This window comes from Ruegeria sp. ANG-R (assembly GCF_000813985.1).
In the GTDB taxonomy this organism is placed as follows: Bacteria; Pseudomonadota; Alphaproteobacteria; order Rhodobacterales; family Rhodobacteraceae; genus Ruegeria.
Genome location: NZ_JWLJ01000005.1, coordinates 60,761 through 82,291, shown reverse-complemented (window position 1 = coordinate 82,291; position 21,531 = coordinate 60,761). Strand labels below are relative to the sequence as shown.

The window sequence follows — 21,531 nt, the reverse complement described above, 5'->3', positions numbered from 1 at the left end:
CGATTGCATCTGCTCGGAAGGAACGCGCGAAATGACTGAATCGACCAAGACGAAACGCATGACGATTGCCCCGTCCTTGAAAGGCCCGCATGAAGGTTACATGCCGGGCTTTGGCAACGACTATGAGACCGAAGCTCTTCCCGATGCCCTGCCTCAAGGAATGAACAGCCCGCAGAAATGTAACTATGGGCTCTACGGTGAGCAGTTGTCGGGCACGGCGTTCACTGCGCCCGCGCACCAGAACGAACGCACCTGGTGCTATCGCATTCGCCCATCGGTAAAGCACTCGCACCGCTACGAAAAAATCGACGTGCCGCATTGGAAGTCGGCCCCGAATGTCGATCCCGACGTGATCAGTCTGGGACAATACCGCTGGGACCCCGTACCGCACACCGACGAGCAGCTGACCTGGGTTACCGGTATGCATACAATGACCACCGCTGGGGACGTGAACACTCAGGTGGGTATGGCCAGCCATATCTACATGGTGAACACCACGATGGAGGACGACTATTTCTTCTCGGCCGATTCCGAACTGCTGGTGGTCCCACAGGAGGGGATACTGCGATTCTATACCGAGTTGGGAATCATTGACCTCGAACCGAAGGAAATCGCGGTCATCCCGCGCGGTCTCGTCTATCGGGTCGAGGTTGTGGAAGGCCCTGCGCGCGGTTTCGTCTGTGAAAACTACGGCCAGAAATTCGAGCTGCCGGGCCGTGGCCCGATTGGTGCCAACTGCATGGCCAACCCGCGTGATTTCAAGGCTCCGGTCGCGGCATTCGAAGATCGTGAAGTCCCCTCAACCGTGACCGTCAAGTGGTGTGGCCAGTTCCACACAACCAAGATCGGCCACAGCCCGCTCGACGTGGTTGCGTGGCATGGCAACTACGCGCCCGTTAAATATGACCTGCGCACCTATTGCCCGGTCGGCGCGATCCTGTTCGACCACCCGGACCCATCGATTTTCACCGTTCTGACCGCACCCTCCGGCCAACCCGGCACCGCCAATATCGACTTTGTCCTGTTCCGCGAACGCTGGATGGTCATGGAAGATACATTCCGACCACCTTGGTACCACAAGAACATCATGTCCGAGCTGATGGGCAACATCTACGGCCAGTATGACGCAAAACCGCAGGGCTTTGTTCCCGGAGGCATGAGCCTGCACAACATGATGCTGCCGCACGGCCCGGATCGCGAGGCGTTCGAAAAAGCGTCGAACTCAAATCTGGGGCCGGACAAGCTGGAAGACACCATGTCCTTCATGTTCGAAACCCGCTTCCCTCAGCACCTCACCGCATTTGCCGCAAAAGAGGCGCCGCTGCAGGATGACTATATCGACTGCTGGAGCGACATCGAGAAGAAGTTCGACGGCACACCCGGTAAGAAGAAATGAGATGCGTTTAGCGCACCCGTCTTCTCGGCAATTTCGGGAGGCCGTCCCAAGCTCGGCGCAAATTTTCCGCTTTAGATCGGCCTTTTGCACCAATCGGGTGAATGTGTGGCTCCCCTTTTTCTGGACAGGGCTATCCTACGCTCTCTGTTACCGGTGTACCGAGAGCGGTGTAGCGGTTGCCTTTCTGTAAGCCAACTTTGCAGCTCAATTGCGGTCATTGCTCCGTTGGACATGGGAGCGTAGATCAGGATGGGTGGCTCGTGTTTCGCCAGCAGAAAACAGGAGGTGAAGTAGCAATTCTGTTTACTCGTACACTGCCAGAGTTTGCTGGCGGTATGGAGCCAGATCTTGCATTTTTTCATTCGGCCCTGGAGGCGCGGAAAGACAAGCATGTCACGATGATCGCTACAGCTCAGGGAAAATCTCGGAGTGTCAAGGCTGCAGGTCAGTGGCTGGCGGCAAAAGCAAGAGCTGCGGGCGTTAACGGAAGGTCAGCGCATGGGCTACGGAAAAGTCGAGCTCTTGTGGAGGCTGGGGGGCACAACCGCTCAAATAGACGCTTGGACCGGCTATGAAAGCCTCTCAGAGATCGAACGATACATTCGCAATTTCAACAAGAGGATGGTACTCAGCAGCACAGAGCAAGAACAAAAAGCTCCAACTTCCGCGGCCCACGATCCAGCTCAGAACAAAAAATAAGGATAATCAAATGCTTAGATAGGTGTTGGCGACCCCGGCAGGATTCGAACCTGCAACCTGCCCCTTAGGAGGGGGCTGCTCTATCCAGTTGAGCCACGGGGCCGCGGTTCGCTTTCTGTAACGGGCTTTTTTAGGGTTGTCATGGGTTTTGCGTAACAGTTGAACAGTTTGCCCTGTTCACGCTACCATCGGGCAAACAAACAATGCAGGTACCTCGGTGACAACAGAAACAAAACGCCCGCTTACCCTTCGTGATGTCTCGGAAGCCTCCGGAGTGTCTGAGATGACCGTCAGCCGGGTGCTGCGTAATCGCGGGGATGTATCGGATGCCACCCGGACGCGGGTTCTGGCTGCCGCGAAAGAGCTGGGATATGTGCCCAACAAGATCGCGGGAGCATTGGCGTCAAGCCGGGTGAATCTTGTCGCGGTAATCATCCCCTCGCTGTCGAATATGGTTTTTCCCGAAGTGCTAACCGGAATCAACCAGGTGCTGGAGGATACTGAACTGCAGCCGGTGGTCGGTGTCACAGATTACCTGCCGGAAAAGGAAGAGAAGGTGCTGTACGAGATGCTCTCGTGGCGGCCTTCGGGCGTGATCATCGCTGGGCTGGAGCATACCGAAGCCGCCCGCGCCATGCTGGATTCGGCCGGAATTCCGGTGGTCGAGATCATGGATACCGATGGCAAGCCGGTCGATGCAATGGTGGGAATTTCACATCGCCGCGCCGGACGTGAGATGGCGCAGGCCATTCTGAAAGCGGGTTATGAACATATTGGATTCATGGGAACCAAGATGCCGCTGGATCATCGCGCCCGCAAACGGTTCGAAGGATTTACCGAGGTGCTTGGAAAACATGGGGTCGAGATCGAAGACCGTGAGTTCTATTCGGGCGGGTCGGCTTTGGCCAAGGGGCGCGAGATGACGCAAGCGATGCTGGACCGCTCACCCGAGTTGGATTTTTTGTATTATTCCAACGATATGATCGGTGCAGGCGGGCTTCTTTACCTGCTGGATCAGGGTGTAGACGTGCCCGGGCAGATCGGGTTGGCTGGGTTCAACAATGTGGAATTACTGCAGGGCCTGCCGCGCAAACTGGCCACAATGGATGCCTGCCGCACCGAGATCGGCCGCACCGCCGCTGAAATCATCGCGGCACGGCTGGCCGATCCGGACCCGGACATCGAAACCCGTGTCACCCTGACGCCCAAGATCAGCTATGGTGACACGCTGAAACGGCGCTGAAGTCCCATGGCGTTGCAACGCTTGGACAACCGCGCCACGCGGGCGCTGTTTATGGATCGTCATGCGTTGCTGGAGCAGCCCTCGGGCGGGTCCAAAGGCGACGAGCTGTTACAGCTGATTCATCGTCTGGGCTTTGTTCAGCTCGACAGTATCAATACGGTCGCGCGTGCCCACGACATGATCCTCTATACGCGAAGGCCCGGTTATCGCGCACGCCATCTTAAGCGTCTGTATGAACGCGACCGGGCGCTGTTCGAGCATTGGACCCACGATGCCGCAGTCATTCCAATTGAATTCTATCGCCACTGGCACCTGAGGTTTCTGCGCGACGCTGATATGCTGAAAGCCCGCTGGAGGAACTGGCGGCGCGACGGGTTCGAGCAGAAGTTCGAAATCGTCCTGAAACACATTCGCGACCATGGCCCGGTCTGCTCTTCCGATGTAGGCAAGGACGAGAAGAAAGGCTCGGGCGGTTGGTGGGACTGGCATCCATCGAAAACGGCGCTGGAATACCTTTGGCGGTCCGGGGCGCTTACCGTGGTCGGGCGTGATGGATTTCAGAAGCGATATGATCTGACCGAGCGCGTGATCGAGACCCAACTTCGCCCCGGAAGCTCGCCGTGCGATGCGGATGCAACCGTAGATTGGCTTTGCAATGCGGCGCTTGATCGGCTGGGCTTTGCCACCTCGGGCGAACTGGCTGCATTCTGGGATACGGTCAGCGCCTCGGAGGCGAAAGCCTGGTGTGACCAGGCTCTGACACGGGGTGAAATTGAGGAAATCTGCATCGAATGTGCGGATGGTAAAGACCGCAAGGTCTTTGCCCGGCCCGGCACCTGCGAGCAGGCTACGACTCTGCCAGACGCTCCGGGCCGGATCAGAGTTCTCAGTCCTTTTGACCCGATGTTGCGTGATCGCAAGCGGGCTGAACGGTTGTTCGGGTTTCACTATCGCATCGAGGTGTTCGTCCCCGAACCCAAGCGCGTCTATGGCTACTATGTCTTTCCTCTGTTGGAGGGACATCGGCTGATCGGGCGCATCGACATGAAGGCGCGGCGCGATGATGATCTGTTGTGCGTCCGCGCCGTGTGGCCTGAGCGCTCGGTCCGTTGGTCCGACGCGAGGACCCGCCGGTTACAGGCCGAACTTGACCGGGTCCGGCGGTTTGCCGGGCTGGGTGAAATCGAGTTTGCGGACAACTGGCTGAAAACTCCTAAATAGAGCCTATTTTTCCGCTACGAATCCATGCTCATCCACGAGATGCTGCAACTCTTTTAACGAAACTTCCGGGGTCCGGCCGGATGTGTCCAACTGAGCATCCGCCCGCCCGTACAACGCCTCGCGGCTGGCCAGAATACACTTGAGCTGCTCCATCGCTTTTGGGTTTCCTGCCATTGGGCGTTCATCCCCCTGGGCTCTTACCCTTTCCATATGCTCCATCGGTGAGGCCCTGAGCCAAACGGTGTGAAAACGGTTCAGCAGCGCCGTATAGGTTGACGGTTCCGAAACGATCCCACCCGCAACGGCCAGAACCATCCGATCATGCGCCGAGATCACCCGATCCAGCGCCTGCGCTTCGAGGTTGCGGTACCCCTCTTGTCCGTAAAAAGCCATCACCTCGGATAGCGGCATTCCAGCCATCTCTTCGATCAGGGCTGTCAGTTCGACGAAGGGCAGTTCAAGCGCAGCGCCAAGCATGGGGCCCAAGGTCGACTTGCCCGCGCCCCGCAGCCCGATCAGGCAGACCCGATGCGCCCGCGCATCCTCGTCCGGCTGAGGGCGCAAGACCCGCATGACGCTGCTTTTGACCTCATCACTGGCCTGCCGGAACAGCTCGGTCATCTGCAAGGCGTCCGAATCCCAAGGGTCGTCCTCTCCGATCAGCCATTCGGCCTTATAATCCAGCGCCAGCGCGACACGGTGCAACACACCGATCGAGATGTTGCCTTCCCCAGCCTCAAGTTGGGCCAAATACCGGGGCGACACGCCCGAGCTTTCCGACAGGACCCGGCGCGGGATACCACGCATCTGCCGCGCCCTCCGCACACGCGCGCCAACACGCGCACTAAGGTCCTGCGTTGCGCTATCTTTAAGCCGCTCCGGGTTTGGCGGCTTGGGCCCATCCATCTCCATCAAACAAACCGTTTGTCTAAAGTGATACACTAGCTACGACGTAAAGGACCTGCGGACAATGGATTTTGCATTGCCGGTCCTCAGAACCAGATGTCGAAAGTGGGTAATCCAATCCCGATACTTACCAAAAAACCTTTTTTAGAGCCTGAATTATCTCTAATTCTCCAATTCGTGAAGCTCGCCCAGAAGGTTCAACAGCATTTCGTGCCGTTCCGCCCCCAGCAACGCGCGCGTATGTTCTGCCAACTCCAACATCTCTGGCAGATTGGCGTGGATAATCTGCAACCCCTCCTCGCTGATCTCAACATTTTGACGGCGACGATCTTTGGTATCCGGGCGCCGAACGATCAGTTTCTTGTCTTCCAGCTTCTTCAGAATGCGTGTCAGGCTGGGAAGCAACAGGCAGGCACGCACTGCGATCTGAGTCGGTTCCTGCGGCCCTTCTTCCTGCAGAACACGCAGAACACGCCACTGTTGCTCGGTGACACCGGCATCGGCCAGCACACCACGGATGGGGCCCATCACGCGTTCCCGCGCACGCAACAGCGCAATCGGCAATGAACGGGACGTCAGTGGTAAATTTTTCGTCATAAGGAATTTTTGCGCAATTCCAGTTATTTCGCAATAGAACGTTGGTTTTTACGGTTTTGCCTATGCCTGTCTTTACTTAACTTGTTTAATATATAAACTGGATATACCGGATGATAATATTGCGTAGGCTCTGGCGGCCGCCGGAACACGGAACCGACAAAATCAGGCGCTTGCGAGCCTGACATTCAAAAACGGGGAGTTCGAGATGAAATGGAATGAGTTTTCCGACTGGGGCAGGAGAATCGCGGATTGGACGCAGGACTATCACCTGACGGTCGGCGACAAACCCGTACGCGCCCGGACCGAACCCGGTGACATTCTGAATGCCCTGCCGGCACATCCCCCCGAGCAAGGGGAAGCGATTGAGGACATCTTTCGCGATTTCGAACAGATCGTGATGCCCGGGATCACCCATTGGCAGCACCCCCGGTTCTTCGCCTATTTCAACTCAAATGCCTCGGCGCCATCTGTACTGGCAGAGTTTCTTGCCAGCGCTATCGCACCACAGTGTATGCTGTGGCAGACCTCACCCGCCGCGACCGAGATGGAAACGCGAATGATGGACTGGCTGCGCGAAGCGCTGGACCTGCCTGAAGGGTTTGCCGGTGTTATTCAGGACTCCGCCTCATCCGCAACGCTGGCTGCGGTGCTGACCATGCGCGAGAAGGCAATGAACTGGCAGGGCAACAGCCGGGGCTTGTTCGGTCAGAAACCGCTGCGCATCTACTGTTCCTCCGAGGTGCACACCTCGATCGACCGCGCCATCTGGATTGCGGGCATCGGGCAGGACAATCTGGTGCGCATTCCAGTGCAAGGAGACTGGCGCGGCATGGACCCAGATGCGCTTGAGACGGCGATTCAATCCGATTTAGAGTCTGGTATGCAGCCAGCCGGCGTTATTCTCTGTGTCGGTGGAACAGGGACAGGCGCCACCGATCCGGTGGACCGCTGTCTTGAGATCGCGCAGAAATATGAGCTCTATTCCCATGTCGATGCCGCGTGGGCGGGCTCGGCCATGATCTGCCCCGAATATCGTCACTATTGGCCCGGCATCGATCGGGCCGACAGCATCGTCTTCAATCCGCACAAGTGGCTGGGCGTTCAGTTCGACTGCTGTGCACATTTCCTGAAAAACCCCGACGATCTGGTCCGCACGCTGGCGATCAGCCCGGAGTACCTGAAGACCCACGGGAAAGACGGGATCATCAACTACTCGGAATGGTCGGTCCCGCTGGGTCGGCGGTTCCGGGCGTTGAAGCTCTGGTTTGTCATTCGAACCTACGGGCTGGAAGGATTGCGCGCACGGCTGCGGAATCACGTCAACTGGTCGGTCGCGCTGCATGACCGGCTGGCGGCAGAGCCGGATTTTCGCATTGTGACGCCACCGATGTGGTCTCTGTGGACCTTCCGATATGAACCGGATGGCGCCACTGATCTTGATGACCTCAACCTGCGGCTGGTGAATGCGATCAATGATGACGGCCGCATTTACCTGACCCAGACCCGCGTCGACGGCGATCTGGTCATCCGCTTTCAGGCCGGGCAGTTCGAGACAACCGAGCAGGACGTCATGATGGCTTTTGACGTGATCACTGAGATCGCACGAGGGCTCTAGGCCCGCATGGCAGCGGCGGCCTGGGCATAGCCGCCCGAGGCTCCGTCCACGAAATGCACATGGTCGTCGCGCGTGGCCGAAGGGACAAAGCAGGTCATCATCGCCTCTTGCTGGGTGTGCAGGCCGTAACGGATTTTGCCCTGCTCCTGCGCATCCTCCAGCATCCGGGTGATCCGGTCCAGCGTGGCCGGATCGCAATCCAGCGTCATTTTCAGCCCGTCATCGAATTTGCGGAAATCGGCGTTGCGGCTGACCATCTCTTTGTAATGGTCAGGTTCGAACTGCCCCAACCGCATCCCGGTCTTGAAAAGCAACCCGATCAGCATATTGCCGATCGTCAGCCGCATCTTCTGCAGCAAAAGATTGCGCCCGGCACGCGAGACATGGGCGTCAATATCGACACCCGGCGGCGGCCAGCTCATCGGTGGGCCTTTGAGCGGAACCGGATGGCCTGCGCGATCGAGCCCCTCGGCGACCGACAGAACGGATTGCGCCAAATCAGAGAATTCCCCCTCATCAGATCCTGATACAGGCTGAATAACCACGGAAACGATCTGACCGTGCCGGGTCGGGCTGTTGGACCAGCGGCAAGACAGGCCAGTCAGATCGGGCAGAGCGCCCGGTTCCGCAGGCGGAACCGTCTGATGCCCCGATTTCATCTGCTCTTCCGCCCAAGCCAGGCCGCCGCCAGAGAACATGGCGTAGTCAACGCCTGTAGACGGCGCATATCGGGCGACACGCAGGTCACACCCGGCAGCGCGGATATCGGCCACCGAAAACAGCGCCGCACGCAGGGTGATGGCGAACTCGGCCTCGGCCCAGCTTTGCAATGCGGCAAGTGTTTCCCGTGCCGTGCCGCGATCCTCTCCCGGGACTGCGAACCCGGCACCATCTCCGCCAAAGACATATGGGAAAACCCGCCCGCCCAGCGCATTGATCATGGCTGAAATCACTGCGGCCCCAACCATGTTGACCGTCTTGTATCGGCCGCGCGCGATCTCACCGGTCGAATTCACGATATCTGCGACGCCCAGAATCCAAGTATCGGGCAGCGGCGTGAACTGCGCCGGGTCGCTGAGGCTCAGGAAATTGTCTGAAATGGAAACGGAATCATAAAATACAGAGTCTGAGGGGGCCATGACACTCTCGGAAAATCCTGGATATGAAATGATGATAGCCCGATTGCGAAGGATGTCTGCCCCTGGCGAAACAACACAAGCGCTTGTGCGGATTGACGCGACATGTCAAGCATCACGGCAAAGCAGGCAGACATAGAGGGGCAACAGATGCAGGCAGGGTTGGTGATCTTGTGTCTGGCCTACGTCCTCAGTCAGTTTTTCCGCGCTTTTCTGGCGGTTCTCACCACTGATCTGGGCCGGGATATCGGAGCCACGCCCGAGGATCTGGCCTTTGCCTCGGGCCTTTGGTTTCTGATTTTTGCGGCGATGCAAATTCCGGTTGGCTGGGCGCTGGACCGGGTGGGGCCAAGGCGCAGCTCGGCCGCGCTGCTACTGGTCGGCGGCGCGGGTGGCGCAACCCTGTTCGCTGTGGCCACCACTCCGTTTCATGTGGCGCTTGCGATGGCGCTGATCGGGGTCGGGTGCTCACCTGTCCTGATGGCGTCCTACTATATCTTTGCCCGAGAATTCCCGCCCGCGAAATTCGCCACATTGGCCGCGGTGATGCTGGGCGTGGGGTCTGTCGGCAATCTGGTCGCCTCGTACCCCACAGCGCTGGCGGTCGAACTGATGGGCTGGCGCGCTACGCTGGCCGGGCTTGCGGTCATCTCTGGTGCGGTGGCGGCGGGGATCTGGCTGACGGTGCATGATCCCAAAAAGATCGAAACCGAACACAAAGGATCGGTTCTGGACCTGCTGAAAGAACCCGCCCTGTGGGCCATTCTGCCTCTGATGCTGGTGGCTTATGCGCCATCTGCCGCGCTACGCGGACTTTGGGCCGGGCCTTACCTGCGCGATGTTTTTGACCTCAGCACAACGCAGATCGGTCAGGCAACGTTGATCATGGGTGCCGCGATGATTGCGGGCACCTTTGCCTATGGGCCGCTGGACCGCATCCTGAACACGCGTAAATGGGTGATCTTCGGCGGCAATGCCCTGGGCGCAGCGGCTTTGGCGTCGCTTTGCCTTTGGATCGACGTGGGCGTCTGGCTTTCCATCTTGCTGCTTGCGGTCATCGGCTTTCTCGGTGCCAGCTTTCCGGTCATCATGGCCCATGGGCGCGCCTTTATCCCTGCGCATTTGGTCGGGCGGGGAGTCACCCTGCTGAACCTCTTCGGCATCGGCGGTGTCGGGCTGGCGCAATTTACCACCGGGCGCATCCATGCGGCCAGCGCCGGAATTAGCACCTCGGCACCCTATACCGCGATCTTTGGCTTTTTCGCTGCCACCCTTGCCATTGGCTGCGTGATCTATCTATTCAGTCGGGACAGCGTGGACTGAGACCGGAGGCCGCCCGTGCAGGATATCGAGGTGATTGCACCCAATCTGAAGCATTCCCTGTCGGGCGTGACAACAACGGTGATCCGGCTGCTGCCAATCCAGCAGAAGATGATCGGCATCCGCGCTACCGGACCCGGTTTGCCCGACGATTTGCCCCATATCAGACTCTGGAAACTGCTGTTTCTGCCCAATCGCAAACGGGTCTGGCACGCACGGCGGAACACCGAGATGTTGATGGGGCTGGTGCTGCGCACTGTGTTCCGGCGCAACTACAAACTGCTGTTCACTTCGGCCGCGCAACGCGATCATTCCGGGTTCACCAAAGGGCTGATCCGTAAGATGGATGCGTTGATCGCTACGACGCCCCAGGCGGCCTCGTTTCTGGAACATCCCGCAACCGTCATCATGCATGGCGTCAATACTGAGTTGTTCCACCCAACTGAGGACAAGCAGGCCCTACGCCAAAAGCTTGGCCTGCCAGACGGGCTGCTGATCGGCTGTTTTGGCCGTATCCGCCCTCAGAAAGGGGTGGATCTGCTGGTCGAGGCCGCCCTGCAGGTGCTGCCCAACCACCCCGATGCCCATGTTATCTTCACCGGGCGCGCCACTAAGGAGTTCGAAGGTTTTCAAGCCGAGCAAGAACAAAAGCTGCAAGACGCCGGGCTGGGCGACCGCGTTCATTTTCTGGGCGAACGGCCGTGGGATGAGATTGTCGAAACCTACCGTGCGCTTGACCTGTTTGTGGCCCCCGCGCGGCACGAAGGTTTCGGCCTGACCCCGCTTGAGGCGATGGCCTCGGGCGTTCCCGCCATCGCCTGCCACGGGGTCGGCGCGTTCAGTGCGCAGATCAAGGATGGTGAAACCGGACGGCTGGTCGAGAAAGACAACGCCCAAGCGCTGGCCAACGCTCTGGAGGACATGCTACAGGACCGCGCCGCGCTGGCCGCTGCAGGGCAAACTGCGCGAGCCCATGTTGAACAGAATTTTCGAATCGAGGGCGAAGCACAGGCCATCGTAAAGGTCTATCGGCAGCTTCTGGACGCGGACTAGACCCCGGCAACCGTGACAAATCGGTGTGAGCAGGCGAATTATGCCCCAAAGGCTCTTTTTTCTTCGCCGCAACGCAGCTATGAACGCGCGTCCTTAACTTTGGAGACATGAAATGGGCTATCGCGTCGTCGTCGTCGGCGCCACGGGTAACGTGGGCCGCGAAATGCTGAACATCCTGGCGGAACGCCAGTTCCCCGTCGATGAACTTGCCGCTCTGGCAAGCCGTCGTTCGCTGGGTACCGAGGTGACTTTTGGCGACAAGACGCTCACGACCAAAGATCTGGACACCTTCGATTTCACCGGCTGGGACATGGCGCTGTTTGCCGTAGGGTCCGAGGCCACCAAAGTCTACGCCCCCAAGGCGGCGGCGGCTGGCTGCGTGGTGATCGATAACTCGTCGCTTTATCGCTATGACCCGGACATTCCGCTGATCGTTCCGGAATGTAACCCGCAGGCGATCCACGACTACAGAAACAAGAACATCATCGCCAACCCCAACTGCTCGACCGCGCAGATGGTTGTCGCGCTGAAACCGCTGCATGACCGCGCCAAGATCAAGCGCGTTGTCGTCTCGACCTATCAGTCGGTCTCGGGTGCCGGTAAAGAGGGCATGGATGAGCTTTGGGATCAGACCAAGGCCATCTATAACCCCACGACCGAAGTTGAACCGAAGAAGTTCCAGAAACAAATCGCCTTCAACGTCATTCCGCAGATCGACGTCTTCATGGAAGACGGCTCGACCAAGGAAGAGTGGAAGATGGTTGTTGAAACCAAAAAGATCGTCGACCCGTCGATCAAGGTCACGGCAACCTGCGTCCGCGTGCCTGTGTTCGTCGGCCACTCCGAGGCCGTGAATATCGAGTTCGAGGAATTTCTGGACGAAGATGAAGCCCGCGACATCCTGCGCGAAGCACCGGGCATCATGGTGATCGACAAGCGCGAAGCCGGCGGCTACGTCTCACCGATCGAATGCGCGGGCGATTTCGCTACATTCATCAGTCGTATCCGTCAGGATTCGACCATCGAGAACGGTCTGAACCTGTGGTGTGTGTCCGACAACCTGCGCAAGGGTGCCGCATTGAACGCAGTACAGATCGCGGAGCTGCTGGGACGCGAGGTTCTGAAGAAAGGCTGAGCCTTCTAAGAGAATATTGGAAAGAGGCCGTTTCGAAAGAAGCGGCCTCTTTTCGTTATAGGGCTTGCCAGACGGCCCGTGTCTTGCAACCCTCGCGGGAAGACAGGACCGATTTCTTTGTGAGACTTTATGAAACGACTGCTTTACTTTGTGGCTCTTGCCCCGACTTTTTTGCAGGCCGAAACCTTTGTCATTGACACCAAGGTCAGCGAAGTCACCGTTTATCCCGAAGGAGCCGAGATCACGCGGACCGGTACATTCGACGTCCCCGCTGGTCGCCACCGTCTGGTGTTGCTGGGCATTCCGGGAAGCGACTACCAATCCCAGCTTGCAACAATGCAGTTTCATGCCGAAGGTCTGACTCAGACCGCCGTTATTGCGCGCGCTGACGATGTGCCATGGCATGATTATGAGAGCGAGGATGTCAAACAGGCAGAACAACACATCGAGGATATCGAGGCACAGATCATCGAGGTCGAGGATCGTGCAAATACGGCCTTAACCAAGGCCGAAGCGGCTCGTCAAAAAATCGCGTTCCTCTCCGATCTGGGCCGCAATGAGGGCCTTGCAGGCGCCAACGCCGGCGGCCTGCGCGATATCGCCCGCATGGTGGGTGATGAAAGCCTTTTAGCTGAAGAAGCCGTGCAAAGCGCAGAAATCGAGGCGCGTAAAATCCGCAAAAACCTGGACGATCTGGAAAAAGAGCTGGACGCCGCGCGGGCTGATCTGGCGGCATTGATCCCAGAAACAGACGACCGCCTGTTTCTGGCCGTGGACGTACAGGCCGACGCCGATGTCAGCAGCACCATCTCGGTATCCTACCTGGATTTCTACTTTGCAAACTGGCAGCCGTTATATGAGTTTGACCTGACCACCGGAGACAACCCACAGGTCACGATCAGCCGTCATATTCTGGTCAACCAGCACACCGGAGAAAACTGGCAGGATGTTACCCTAAATGTCTCGACCTTGCAGCCTGTCGGGCAGAACAGCGCCACAGATCTGCGTCCGTTACGCCGCTTCATTCGCAACAAGCCCGCGCCTGTACAATCGAGAAGCGTTGCCAATCTGGCAGAGCCCGTCGTTGAAGCCCCGGTGGTCGTCGAAGAAACCCAAGGCTGGGCACCCAGTGCTGACTCGGTTCAGGGAACCGGCTTTACCTATACGCTGTCAAACCCGGTCTCGATTGCCAGCAGCGAGAACGAATTCGCCGAGTTTTTTCTGGATCGCATGGCCCAAGACGCCGAAGTCTTTGCCATGGCAACGCCAGCACGGGACGATGTGGCTTATCGCACCGCACGCTTCCTAAATCCCTATGATCAGAACCTGTTATCCGCAAATCTGGCGAAATGGCTGGTGGACGGCGTTCTGGTCGCTACGAATTACACTGATACAATCGGACCGTCGGAAGAGGTCGAGATGGGCTTTGGTCCGATTCATGGTCTGACACTAAAACGTGATATTCTGAATCGGAGCAGCGGCGATGTCGGTTTGATTTCACGTTCAAATGAAAGTGTCGAACACGCTCAGATAGAGGTCAAAAACCTCACCAACGAGAGCTGGACGCTGCGTCTTCTGGATCGTGTTCCCTATTCCGAACAGGACGATTTGGAAATCAACTGGACGGCTGATCCCAAACCGTTGGAGGTTGATGTGGCAAACCAACGCGGGATTCTTGCCTGGAACTTCGATCTGACCCCCGGCCAGACCGAGACCATTAAGCTGGAAACCACACTCGGCTGGCCGGAGGGCATGGAACTCAGGTAATCACCCCTGCCTCTCGACCAGAGCTTTCAGATTCTCCAGCCCGCGTTCGTAGTCGCCGCCGACCCAGCGGTCCATCATCAAACCCATCCAGCGCGACATGGGGTTCAGGCCCAGATCAGATTCGAAACCCCATGTGACCCGCGTCCCCGCGCCCTCCGGCTGCAGTAGGAACAACGCAGTCGCTGTGCCCATCGGCCCAAAATCCAGCGCGGTTTTGACCGACTGATCCGGGATGCTCTCGATGATTTCCTGCGAACCTGTGCCCACCTGCGGATTATCCGACGCCCAGTTCAACGTGTTCCCGACCCCTGCGTCGGGGCCGCTGTAGGACAATTTTGTTTCGGGATCACGAGATAGCCAGGGCGACCACTTCTCGGTCTCCTGCATCGAATTCACATAGGGAAAGATCACCGACGCAGGGGCGTCAACGGTGATACTGCGAGAGACTTCGGCCCTTCCGGGCAAAAGATAAGACACCCCGGCCAGCACCAGCACGATCACAATCAAGGTGACGACGATACGCTTAATCAATCTCATGGGTATGATCCGAATCCATTTTGAAACACGGGGATCATATCAAAAAATGGCGCGAAATCAGAACTCTGATCCGCGCCATTGCATATCGCTTCCGGTTTCGATCAATCAGACCGCGACGAACTTGTTCTCTTGCGGGTCGTAACACATCAACCCGCCTTCGCCGATATCGGTCCAAAGCCCGTGCAGGCTGAGCGATCCATCTTCCACAGCCGCGGAAACAAACGGAAAGGTCATCAGGTTTTCAAGCGAGGCGACAACAGCCTGCCGCTCAAACTGACGCGCCTGATCGGTGCTGTCCTCGACATCGGCCACCAGATCGAATTTTGGCTTGAGGATATCCATCCAGCGGCCAACAAAACTCTCTTTTGCTTCCAGTTGCGGGGCCTGCCCCTTGCACATGTCGATACAGCCCTGCACGCCTCCGCACTGGGAATGGCCCAGAACGATCAGATGGGCGACCTTCAGCGCCGTCACCGCGTATTCGATGGTCGCACTGGTGCCGTGGTGATCTCCGTCCGGCGCGTAAGGCGGCACCAGATTGGCGATGTTGCGGTGGATGAAAAACTCACCCTGATCGGCCCCGAAAATCGAGGTTACATGCACCCGGCTGTCGCAGCATGAAATGACCATCGCGCGGGGGCGCTGCCCCTCGGTCGCCAGACGCCGGTACCAGACCTGATTTTCGGAATAGGTCGTTGCCTTCCAGCCGTGATACCGCTTCACAAGGTAGTTCGGCAAAGGTTTGGCAAAGTTCATTTTTCATGCCCCTGTGTTTAGACTGGTCCGCTCTGTAACCCGAATTCGCACAAAATTCGAGACATTATCCCGCTGCACCGCAAGGAAATGCAAAGGTATTTCAGGACAGGGTGGCCACATGCCGTGGGGGCATGTCAATTGGGGTGAATGTGGTGGACAAGATAATCACGCTTGAACAGAAAGAAACCGTACGTTTGGACCCGGACCGGTTGAGCAGCCTGTATCATCAACTCGGCGACACCAATGCGCTGGACGTGTTGTGCCGGACGGTCGAGGAACTGGCGCTGCGATTGTCAAATTGCCAGCGCTTCTGGCGTCAACGGGACTGGGCCGGGCTGCGCAAATGCGCCAGATCGCTGGTGGCCATATCCGAACAGATCGGCATGACCGCACTGGCCCGTGTGGCGGGCGACGTCGCGCATTCGGTCGATACCGGGGACGCGGTTGCGACGGGGGCCACGCTAAGCCGCCTGATCCGGGTTGGAGAACGGTCTCTGACCGCCGTCTGGGATCAACAGGATCTGTCGGTCTGAGGGGGGTTGCGGGCGCACCGCAGACAGCTAGTCTGAGCGCGATTTCAAACAGCCGAGACGCGCATGACCCTGTCCTTTGCCCCCGCCCACGACCCGTCGCTGCCATTGCATGTACTGGAACAGTCCGATCTGGAGGACTGGCTGGCGGATCAGCCGAGCCCTGTGCGTGCCTGGGTTACTGCCAGCAGCTTTTCCGGCGCGCTGGGGCAGACTCTTCTGGTGCCCGGCCCTGATGGTGCGCCGGAATTTGCGCTGGCGGGCTATGGCAGTGCGGCAAAACGGGCGCGCAAGCGGTTTCCATTGGCTGCAGCAGCAGAGAACCTGCCCAAAGGTGCCTATCGCATCGCATCGGGCATTCCCGCCGACCTGCTTGAGGCTGAGTGTTTTGGCTGGCTGATGACCGGATATGCCTTTGATCGCTATGCCGCACAAAGTCCGGCGAACGCCAGATTGATCGCTCCTGAAAGCGTTGACGCCGCGCGAATCGAGATCATGGCCAATGCCGAGGCGTTGACGCGGGATCTGGTCAATACGCCGGCATCGGATATGGGCCCCGAGCAATTGCTGCAGGCCGTCGAAACATTGGCGCGAGACTACGGTGCAAGCTGCTCGGTCGTTAGTGGGGATGCGTTGCTGGATCAGGATTTTCCGATGATCCATGCGGTCGGGCGCGCTGCCGAACAGGCCCCCCGGCTGATCGAGATGAACTGGGGCGACAGCGGCCCGAAGCTGACCTTGGTGGGCAAAGGTGTCTGTTTCGATACCGGCGGCCTCAACCTAAAGCCCGGCGCCTCTATGGGATTGATGAAAAAGGATATGGGCGGGGCGGCCAATGTGCTGGGTTTGGCCCGTATGATCATGGCGCTGGAACTGAAAGTGCAGTTACGCGTGCTGATCCCGGCAGTGGAAAACGCGGTTGCGGGCAACGCCTTCCGCCCCGGCGACATCCTCACCGCCCGCAATGGGCTGACGGTTGAGATTAACAACACCGATGCCGAAGGACGGCTGGTGCTGGCCGATGCTCTGGCGCTGGCGCATGAAGGGGCGCCGAACCTGCTGATCTCGATGGCCACGCTGACCGGCGCGGCTCGGGTCGCGCTAGGAGCCGATCTGGCACCGTTCTATACCGATGACGACAGCGCCGCTGATGCTCTGTCGCGCGCAGGCCAAACAACTGCCGATCCGGTCTGGCGGATGCCGTTTCACGAACCCTATGAGGCACTGATCGAACCCGGCATCGCTGATCTCGACAACGCGCCGGCGGGTGGATTCGCGGGATCGATCACCGCCGCGCTGTTTCTGCGCCGTTTTGCAGCCGATAGCCGCTACATGCATTTCGACATTTATTCGTGGCAACGCAGCAAGGAGCCCGGCCGCAGCAAAGGTGGTCTCGGGCAGGGTCCACGCGCCTTACTGGGTGCGCTGCCGGAGCTTCTCGGCCTATGACTCAGGCGCGCGTCATTCATCCGGTCATCGACCTGCTGCGCCGCCCCAACGGTCCGCGCGACAGGCAATTGCTGTTCGGCGACACCGTGACCGTAGAGGATGAACAGGACGGCTGGAGCAAGATCACGGCAAGCAAAGATGGCTATCAGGGATGGGTCGCGGCGGAGCATCTGGGCCTGATCGAACCGCAGACCCACTGGATCGTTGCGGCCGCTACCCATGCTTACGAGCGGCCGGATATGAAAAGCCGCGATCGGACCTCGCTGAGTTTCGGCAGCAAAATCCGGGTCTTGTCCGAACCGGACGGGTTTCTGGAAACTGCGCTTGGGTTCATTCCCGCGGTCCACGCGATGCCCGCATCTTCTCGTCTGACCGATCCCGTCGCCGCAGCCGAGCTGTTTCTAGGCACGCCCTATCTTTGGGGGGGCAACAGCCGGTTCGGGCTGGATTGTTCAGGTCTGGTGCAGGCCGCGCTGCTGGCCTGCGGCATTCCCTGCCCCGGCGACAGTGGCGATCAGGAACGCGAGTTGGGCCAACTTGTGCCCAAAAGTGAGACCGAGAAGCGCGGTGATCTGCTGTTCTGGAAAGGTCATGTCGCCTGGGTCGCAGCCGAAAACCTGCTGCTGCACGCCAACGCCAGCGACATGGCCGTCGCACTGGAACCCATGGATCAGGCGATCGCCCGCATTGCGGCGCAGGGCGACGGGCCGGTTACGGCGCACAAAAGGCTCTAATCCGGGTCAACCGCCCGGATCAGCTTGCGCTCCAGAACGCGCAATACGGCGCGTAAATCATGCCCGCGCTTCAGGATGCGCCCATCCATTCCAACCACCGAATACATCCCCTGTCGCAAGCGCAGGCGAGGGTGTTTCTCAACCCGGTAGATCGGATGCTCGGCAGTGCGTCGAAAGATAGAGAAAACCGCCATATCCCGCAGGTTGGAAATTCCGTAGTCACGCCATTCACCGGCAGCGACCATTCGGCCATAGACAGACAGGATATGAGACATCTCGCGCCGGTCAAAAGCGACCGGCATCTGGGCAGAGCCGGACCCGAACCGGCTGGGAGGCTGCATGTTCATGTCACAAGCCTTGCCGGAAATTGCCGTTGAATCAAGCCCGACGCCATCGGGGTGTTGTATTTTTGGACCGCTCGTCCGCTACCTTCGCCCGACCTGGCGGCAAATCAGGATCACTGGCAACAGTCCGACAGCCAGAATGACCAGAGACGGCACCGCCGCGCCCTCAAGCCGCTCATCCGAGGCCAGACGGTAGGCCTGCACCGCCAGAGTGTCGAAGTTGAAGGGTCGCATGATCAGCGTCGCGGGCAGCTCTTTCATGACATCGACAAAAACGATCAGCAGCGCGGTCAGCAGCGATGGTGTGAGGATCGGCAGATGTACCCGACGCAGCGTCCCCAACGGCGTCTGCCCCAGCGATCGGGCAGCGGCGTCCATGTTGGCGTGAACGGTGCTCTGGCCACCCTCATAGGCGCTGAGCGCGGCGGCAAGGAACCGCACCATATAGGCTGCAACCAGAAGCCAGATCGAGCCCGTCACCAACAGGCCCGTTGAGACATCGAACGTCTTTCGCATCCAGGCATCCAGCGCATTGTCAAATCCGGCAAAAGGCACGATCAGGCCCACCGCAATGACACCGCCGGGCACCGCATAACCCAGACGCGCCAGATATCCTGCGATGGCCGAGCCCCGCCCGGGCCTGAGGCGCTGAAAGAACCCGATACAGACAGCCGCGCTGACGGTGATGACTGCGGCGGTACCTGCCAGAATCAACGAGTTACGGATAAATGCTGCATATCGCGGCGTCAGAAGGTTCTGTTCGGATTCGAGACCCATCTCGACCAGAATGACAACGGGCAACAGAAACCCAAGCACCACAGGAATCGCACAAAGCACAATCGCACCTGCCGCCTGCCATCCCTGCAGCGATGCGGCTGGTTGCGCCTTGCTGCTTTTGCCCGCCTGATAGTATTTCGCCTTGCCGCGTTGGGCACGTTCGGTCACGGCCATGACCAGTGCAAAGGCAAGCAGACACAGGGCCAGTTGCGCCGCCGCTGTCCGGTCGGCCATTGAAAACCAGCTGGTGTAGATGCCGGTTGCAAAGGTCTGAACCCCGAAATAGGCGACAGTGCCGAAATCGGCGATGGTTTCCATCACTGCCAGCAACACCCCCCCGGCAATAGCCGGGCGGGCCATCGGAAGCGATACGCGCCAGAACGCGTGCCACGGACCATTCCCCAGCGCACGGGCCGCCAGAAACGCCGTCTCACTTTGCTGCAGAAACGCCGCCCGGGCGAGCAGATAGACATAGGGGTAAAGCACTAGGATAAGCATAACCGCCGCGCCCTCGGTCGAGCGAATCTCGGGGAACCAATAGTCGCGCGGCCCCCAGCCCGTCACATCGCGCAATGTAGTCTGCACGATCCCCGGATGATCAAGGATGAAGGTGTATGCATAGGCCAGCACATATGCCGGAAAGGCCAGCGGCAGGACCAACGCGACCTCCAGAAACCTCACTCCGGGGAAGCGCGTCATTGTCACCAGCCAAGCAGCCCCAACCCCGATCGAGAACGTGCCCGCCGCCACCAGAACCACAAGGATGGCCGTTGTCAGTGCATATCGAGGCAAAACAGTCTCTAACAAATGCGAAACTGTATCGGTTCCGCCGGTCATCGCGGCCAGCACAACCGCCACCATCGGCAACAGACAAGCCGCCGCGACAGCATAAGAAATCGCACCCACCAGCCGTGTGCCCAGCGCACCGCGATTGCGTGTACCATGTTCTGCGTATTCGATTTCGGCCATAATGCGTGACTGACAATCCCGAGGGTTCGGTCTTTAATCGACGAAAATGCTCGGAAACACCAGTGCGGCAAGCAACAAATCTGCGGCACATACTGCCGCAGATCTGGCGCTGAGGTTCATTCGTAGACGCGCTGATCCTCGATCACCAGCCCATCTTTGGGCAGCGAGCCGGGGGCCACGACCTCGATCGCACCCTTGAGTTTCAGCACCTCGACAACCGATTTCGCGTAAGCGCCGTCATTTTCGCAGGGGCTTTCGATCTGAACGGTCATCGTGTCCATCTCGCCCTGTCGCGCCGCAATGACGCGCGCCTTGACGATCTCGTCATGCTTATCCACAAGCGCGGCCACCTGTTCAGGACGGACAAACATGCCCTTGATCTTGGTGGTCTGATCGGCGCGACCCATCCAGCCCTTGATACGCGTATTTGTGCGCCCACACGGGGATGTACCGGGCATGACCGCCGACAGATCGCCGGTGGCAAAACGGATCAGCGGGTAATCGGGGTTGAGCGTGGTTACGACGACCTCGCCCACTTCACCCGGTGCAACCGGCGTTCCTGTGCCGGGGGTGACGATCTCGACGATCACATGTTCGTCGATGATCATGCCTTCCATCGCAGCGCTTTCATAAGCAATGTTGCCCAGATCGGCGGTGGCGTAGCATTGCAGGCAGGCAATACCCCGGTCCGCGTATTCCTGGCGCAGGGATGGGAACAGTGCGCCGCCACCCACAACAGCCTTTGAAAATTGCAGAGACACCCCCATCTCATCGGCCTTGTCGAGGATGATCTTCAGATAATCCGGCGTACCTGCATAAGCGGTGCAACCTACATCGCGCGCGGCAGTCACCTGAAGTTCCGTCTGCCCGGTCCCCGCAGGCAGCACAGCCGCGCCAACCGCTTGTGCCCCGCTTTCAAAAATCATCCCTGCAGGGGTCAGGTGATAACCGAAACAGTTCTGCACGATGTCGCCCGGACCAACCCCGGCGGCATTTAGAAAGCGGCCCATGCGCCACCAGTCGTGATCGATGCTGCCGGGTTCATAGATCGGCCCCGGTGACTGGAACACATGCTGGAAGTTCCGCGCCGGTTTGACGGTGAATCCTCCGAACGGCGGTCGGCCGGTCTGCGCCCGTGTCAGATCGGATTTGCGCAAAACCGGAAGTTTCGCCAGAGATTGCAGATCGGTCACTGCATCGGCCTGAACATCCGACAAAATGTCCGCGTATCCGGGCGCTGTTTGCGCACGCGCGATCTGTTGCGGCAAGGCACGCGCATGATCTGCTGCGCGTTCATCGGCTGATCGGGTTTCAAGCTTATCGAAATAGGTCATCGAAATATCCTCC

19 protein-coding genes and 1 tRNA gene are annotated in these 21,531 nt (G+C 58.9%); 11 read left to right on the top strand and 9 right to left on the bottom strand.

What is annotated here, in order from left to right; translation table 11 throughout:
- The first annotated feature begins 58 nt into the window (after positions 1-58).
- Positions 59-1,396, top strand: coding sequence for a homogentisate 1,2-dioxygenase (hmgA, locus tag RA27_RS14250; protein ID WP_152610706.1), 1,338 nt, complete (start codon positions 59-61; stop codon positions 1,394-1,396).
- 725 nt (positions 1,397-2,121) lie between these two features.
- Here hmgA and RA27_RS14240 read toward each other — a convergent pair.
- Positions 2,122-2,198 (bottom strand) — tRNA-Arg (locus tag RA27_RS14240).
- 114 nt (positions 2,199-2,312) lie between these two features.
- Here RA27_RS14240 and RA27_RS14235 point away from each other — a divergent pair.
- Both RA27_RS14235 and RA27_RS14230 read left to right on the top strand, forming a co-directional pair.
- A complete protein-coding gene (locus RA27_RS14235) occupies positions 2,313-3,338 on the top strand; it encodes a LacI family DNA-binding transcriptional regulator (RefSeq protein WP_039540285.1) in 1,026 nt (341 codons plus the stop codon).
- 6 nt (positions 3,339-3,344) lie between these two features.
- A complete protein-coding gene (locus RA27_RS14230; protein ID WP_039540282.1) occupies positions 3,345-4,559 on the top strand; it encodes a crosslink repair DNA glycosylase YcaQ family protein in 1,215 nt (404 codons plus the stop codon).
- A 3-nt stretch (positions 4,560-4,562) separates the two neighbouring features.
- Here the strand turns inward: RA27_RS14230 and RA27_RS14225 are convergent, their stop codons facing one another.
- Both RA27_RS14225 and hpaR read right to left on the bottom strand, forming a co-directional pair.
- Complete coding sequence (locus tag RA27_RS14225) at positions 4,563-5,465, bottom strand: helix-turn-helix transcriptional regulator (protein ID WP_039540380.1); 903 nt, start codon at positions 5,463-5,465, stop codon at positions 4,563-4,565.
- A gap of 162 nt (positions 5,466-5,627) precedes the next feature.
- Positions 5,628-6,062: a homoprotocatechuate degradation operon regulator HpaR gene (gene hpaR / locus RA27_RS14220; RefSeq protein WP_039540279.1), complete on the bottom strand. Its 435-nt coding sequence runs from the start codon at positions 6,060-6,062 to the stop codon at positions 5,628-5,630.
- Between the two features lie 205 nt (positions 6,063-6,267).
- Between hpaR and RA27_RS14215 the strand changes: the two genes are divergently transcribed.
- A complete protein-coding gene (locus tag RA27_RS14215; RefSeq protein WP_039540275.1) occupies positions 6,268-7,677 on the top strand; it encodes a pyridoxal-dependent decarboxylase in 1,410 nt (469 codons plus the stop codon).
- On the opposite strand, the gene RA27_RS14210 is transcribed toward RA27_RS14215, so the two are convergent.
- Positions 7,674-8,816, bottom strand: a complete 1,143-nt coding sequence (locus tag RA27_RS14210; RefSeq protein ID WP_039540272.1) for a DUF3095 domain-containing protein — start codon at positions 8,814-8,816, stop codon at positions 7,674-7,676. The genes RA27_RS14215 and RA27_RS14210 overlap by 4 nt on opposite strands.
- Positions 8,817-8,963: 147 nt before the next feature.
- Between RA27_RS14210 and RA27_RS14205 the strand changes: the two genes are divergently transcribed.
- From RA27_RS14205 to RA27_RS14190, 4 genes are all read left to right on the top strand, one after another.
- A complete protein-coding gene (locus RA27_RS14205) occupies positions 8,964-10,136 on the top strand; it encodes an MFS transporter (RefSeq protein WP_039540377.1) in 1,173 nt (390 codons plus the stop codon).
- A gap of 15 nt (positions 10,137-10,151) precedes the next feature.
- On the top strand, positions 10,152-11,186 hold the full coding sequence (locus RA27_RS14200; RefSeq protein WP_039540270.1) for a glycosyltransferase family 4 protein: 1,035 nt from the start codon (positions 10,152-10,154) through the stop codon (positions 11,184-11,186).
- A 112-nt stretch (positions 11,187-11,298) separates the two neighbouring features.
- Positions 11,299-12,321 (top strand): aspartate-semialdehyde dehydrogenase, encoded by a 1,023-nt coding sequence (locus RA27_RS14195; protein WP_039540267.1) that lies wholly within the window; start codon positions 11,299-11,301, stop codon positions 12,319-12,321.
- 129 nt (positions 12,322-12,450) lie between these two features.
- A complete protein-coding gene (locus RA27_RS14190; protein WP_039540264.1) occupies positions 12,451-14,088 on the top strand; it encodes a mucoidy inhibitor MuiA family protein in 1,638 nt (545 codons plus the stop codon).
- Here the strand turns inward: RA27_RS14190 and RA27_RS14185 are convergent, their stop codons facing one another.
- Both RA27_RS14185 and RA27_RS14180 read right to left on the bottom strand, forming a co-directional pair.
- A complete protein-coding gene (locus RA27_RS14185) occupies positions 14,089-14,625 on the bottom strand; it encodes an SRPBCC family protein (RefSeq protein ID WP_039540260.1) in 537 nt (178 codons plus the stop codon).
- Between the two features lie 105 nt (positions 14,626-14,730).
- Positions 14,731-15,381, bottom strand: a complete 651-nt coding sequence (locus tag RA27_RS14180; RefSeq protein WP_039540257.1) for a carbonic anhydrase — start codon at positions 15,379-15,381, stop codon at positions 14,731-14,733.
- Positions 15,382-15,524: 143 nt separating this feature from the next.
- On the opposite strand from RA27_RS14180, the gene RA27_RS14175 reads away from it, so the two are divergent.
- From RA27_RS14175 to RA27_RS14165, 3 genes are all read left to right on the top strand, one after another.
- Entirely contained in the window at positions 15,525-15,914 is a 390-nt protein-coding gene (locus RA27_RS14175; protein ID WP_039540373.1) for a hypothetical protein, read from the top strand.
- A gap of 63 nt (positions 15,915-15,977) precedes the next feature.
- Positions 15,978-17,360 carry a leucyl aminopeptidase family protein gene (locus RA27_RS14170; RefSeq protein WP_039540254.1) on the top strand — a complete coding sequence of 461 codons (1,383 nt, stop codon included), beginning with the start codon at positions 15,978-15,980 and terminating at the stop codon, positions 17,358-17,360.
- Positions 17,357-18,094: a C40 family peptidase gene (locus tag RA27_RS14165; RefSeq protein ID WP_039540251.1), complete on the top strand. Its 738-nt coding sequence runs from the start codon at positions 17,357-17,359 to the stop codon at positions 18,092-18,094. The genes RA27_RS14170 and RA27_RS14165 overlap by 4 nt, the downstream gene beginning before the upstream one ends.
- Here the strand turns inward: RA27_RS14165 and RA27_RS14160 are convergent.
- The 3 genes from RA27_RS14160 to RA27_RS14150 form a co-directional block, all read right to left on the bottom strand.
- Complete coding sequence (locus RA27_RS14160) at positions 18,091-18,441, bottom strand: DUF2794 domain-containing protein (RefSeq protein ID WP_039540248.1); 351 nt, start codon at positions 18,439-18,441, stop codon at positions 18,091-18,093. The genes RA27_RS14165 and RA27_RS14160 overlap by 4 nt on opposite strands.
- A 78-nt stretch (positions 18,442-18,519) precedes the next feature.
- Positions 18,520-20,184 carry an iron ABC transporter permease gene (locus tag RA27_RS14155; RefSeq protein ID WP_039540244.1) on the bottom strand — a complete coding sequence of 555 codons (1,665 nt, stop codon included), beginning with the start codon at positions 20,182-20,184 and terminating at the stop codon, positions 18,520-18,522.
- A 116-nt stretch (positions 20,185-20,300) separates the two neighbouring features.
- Positions 20,301-21,518 carry an AMP-binding protein gene (locus RA27_RS14150; protein WP_039540242.1) on the bottom strand — a complete coding sequence of 406 codons (1,218 nt, stop codon included), beginning with the start codon at positions 21,516-21,518 and terminating at the stop codon, positions 20,301-20,303.
- Between the last annotated feature and the right edge of the window lie 13 nt (positions 21,519-21,531).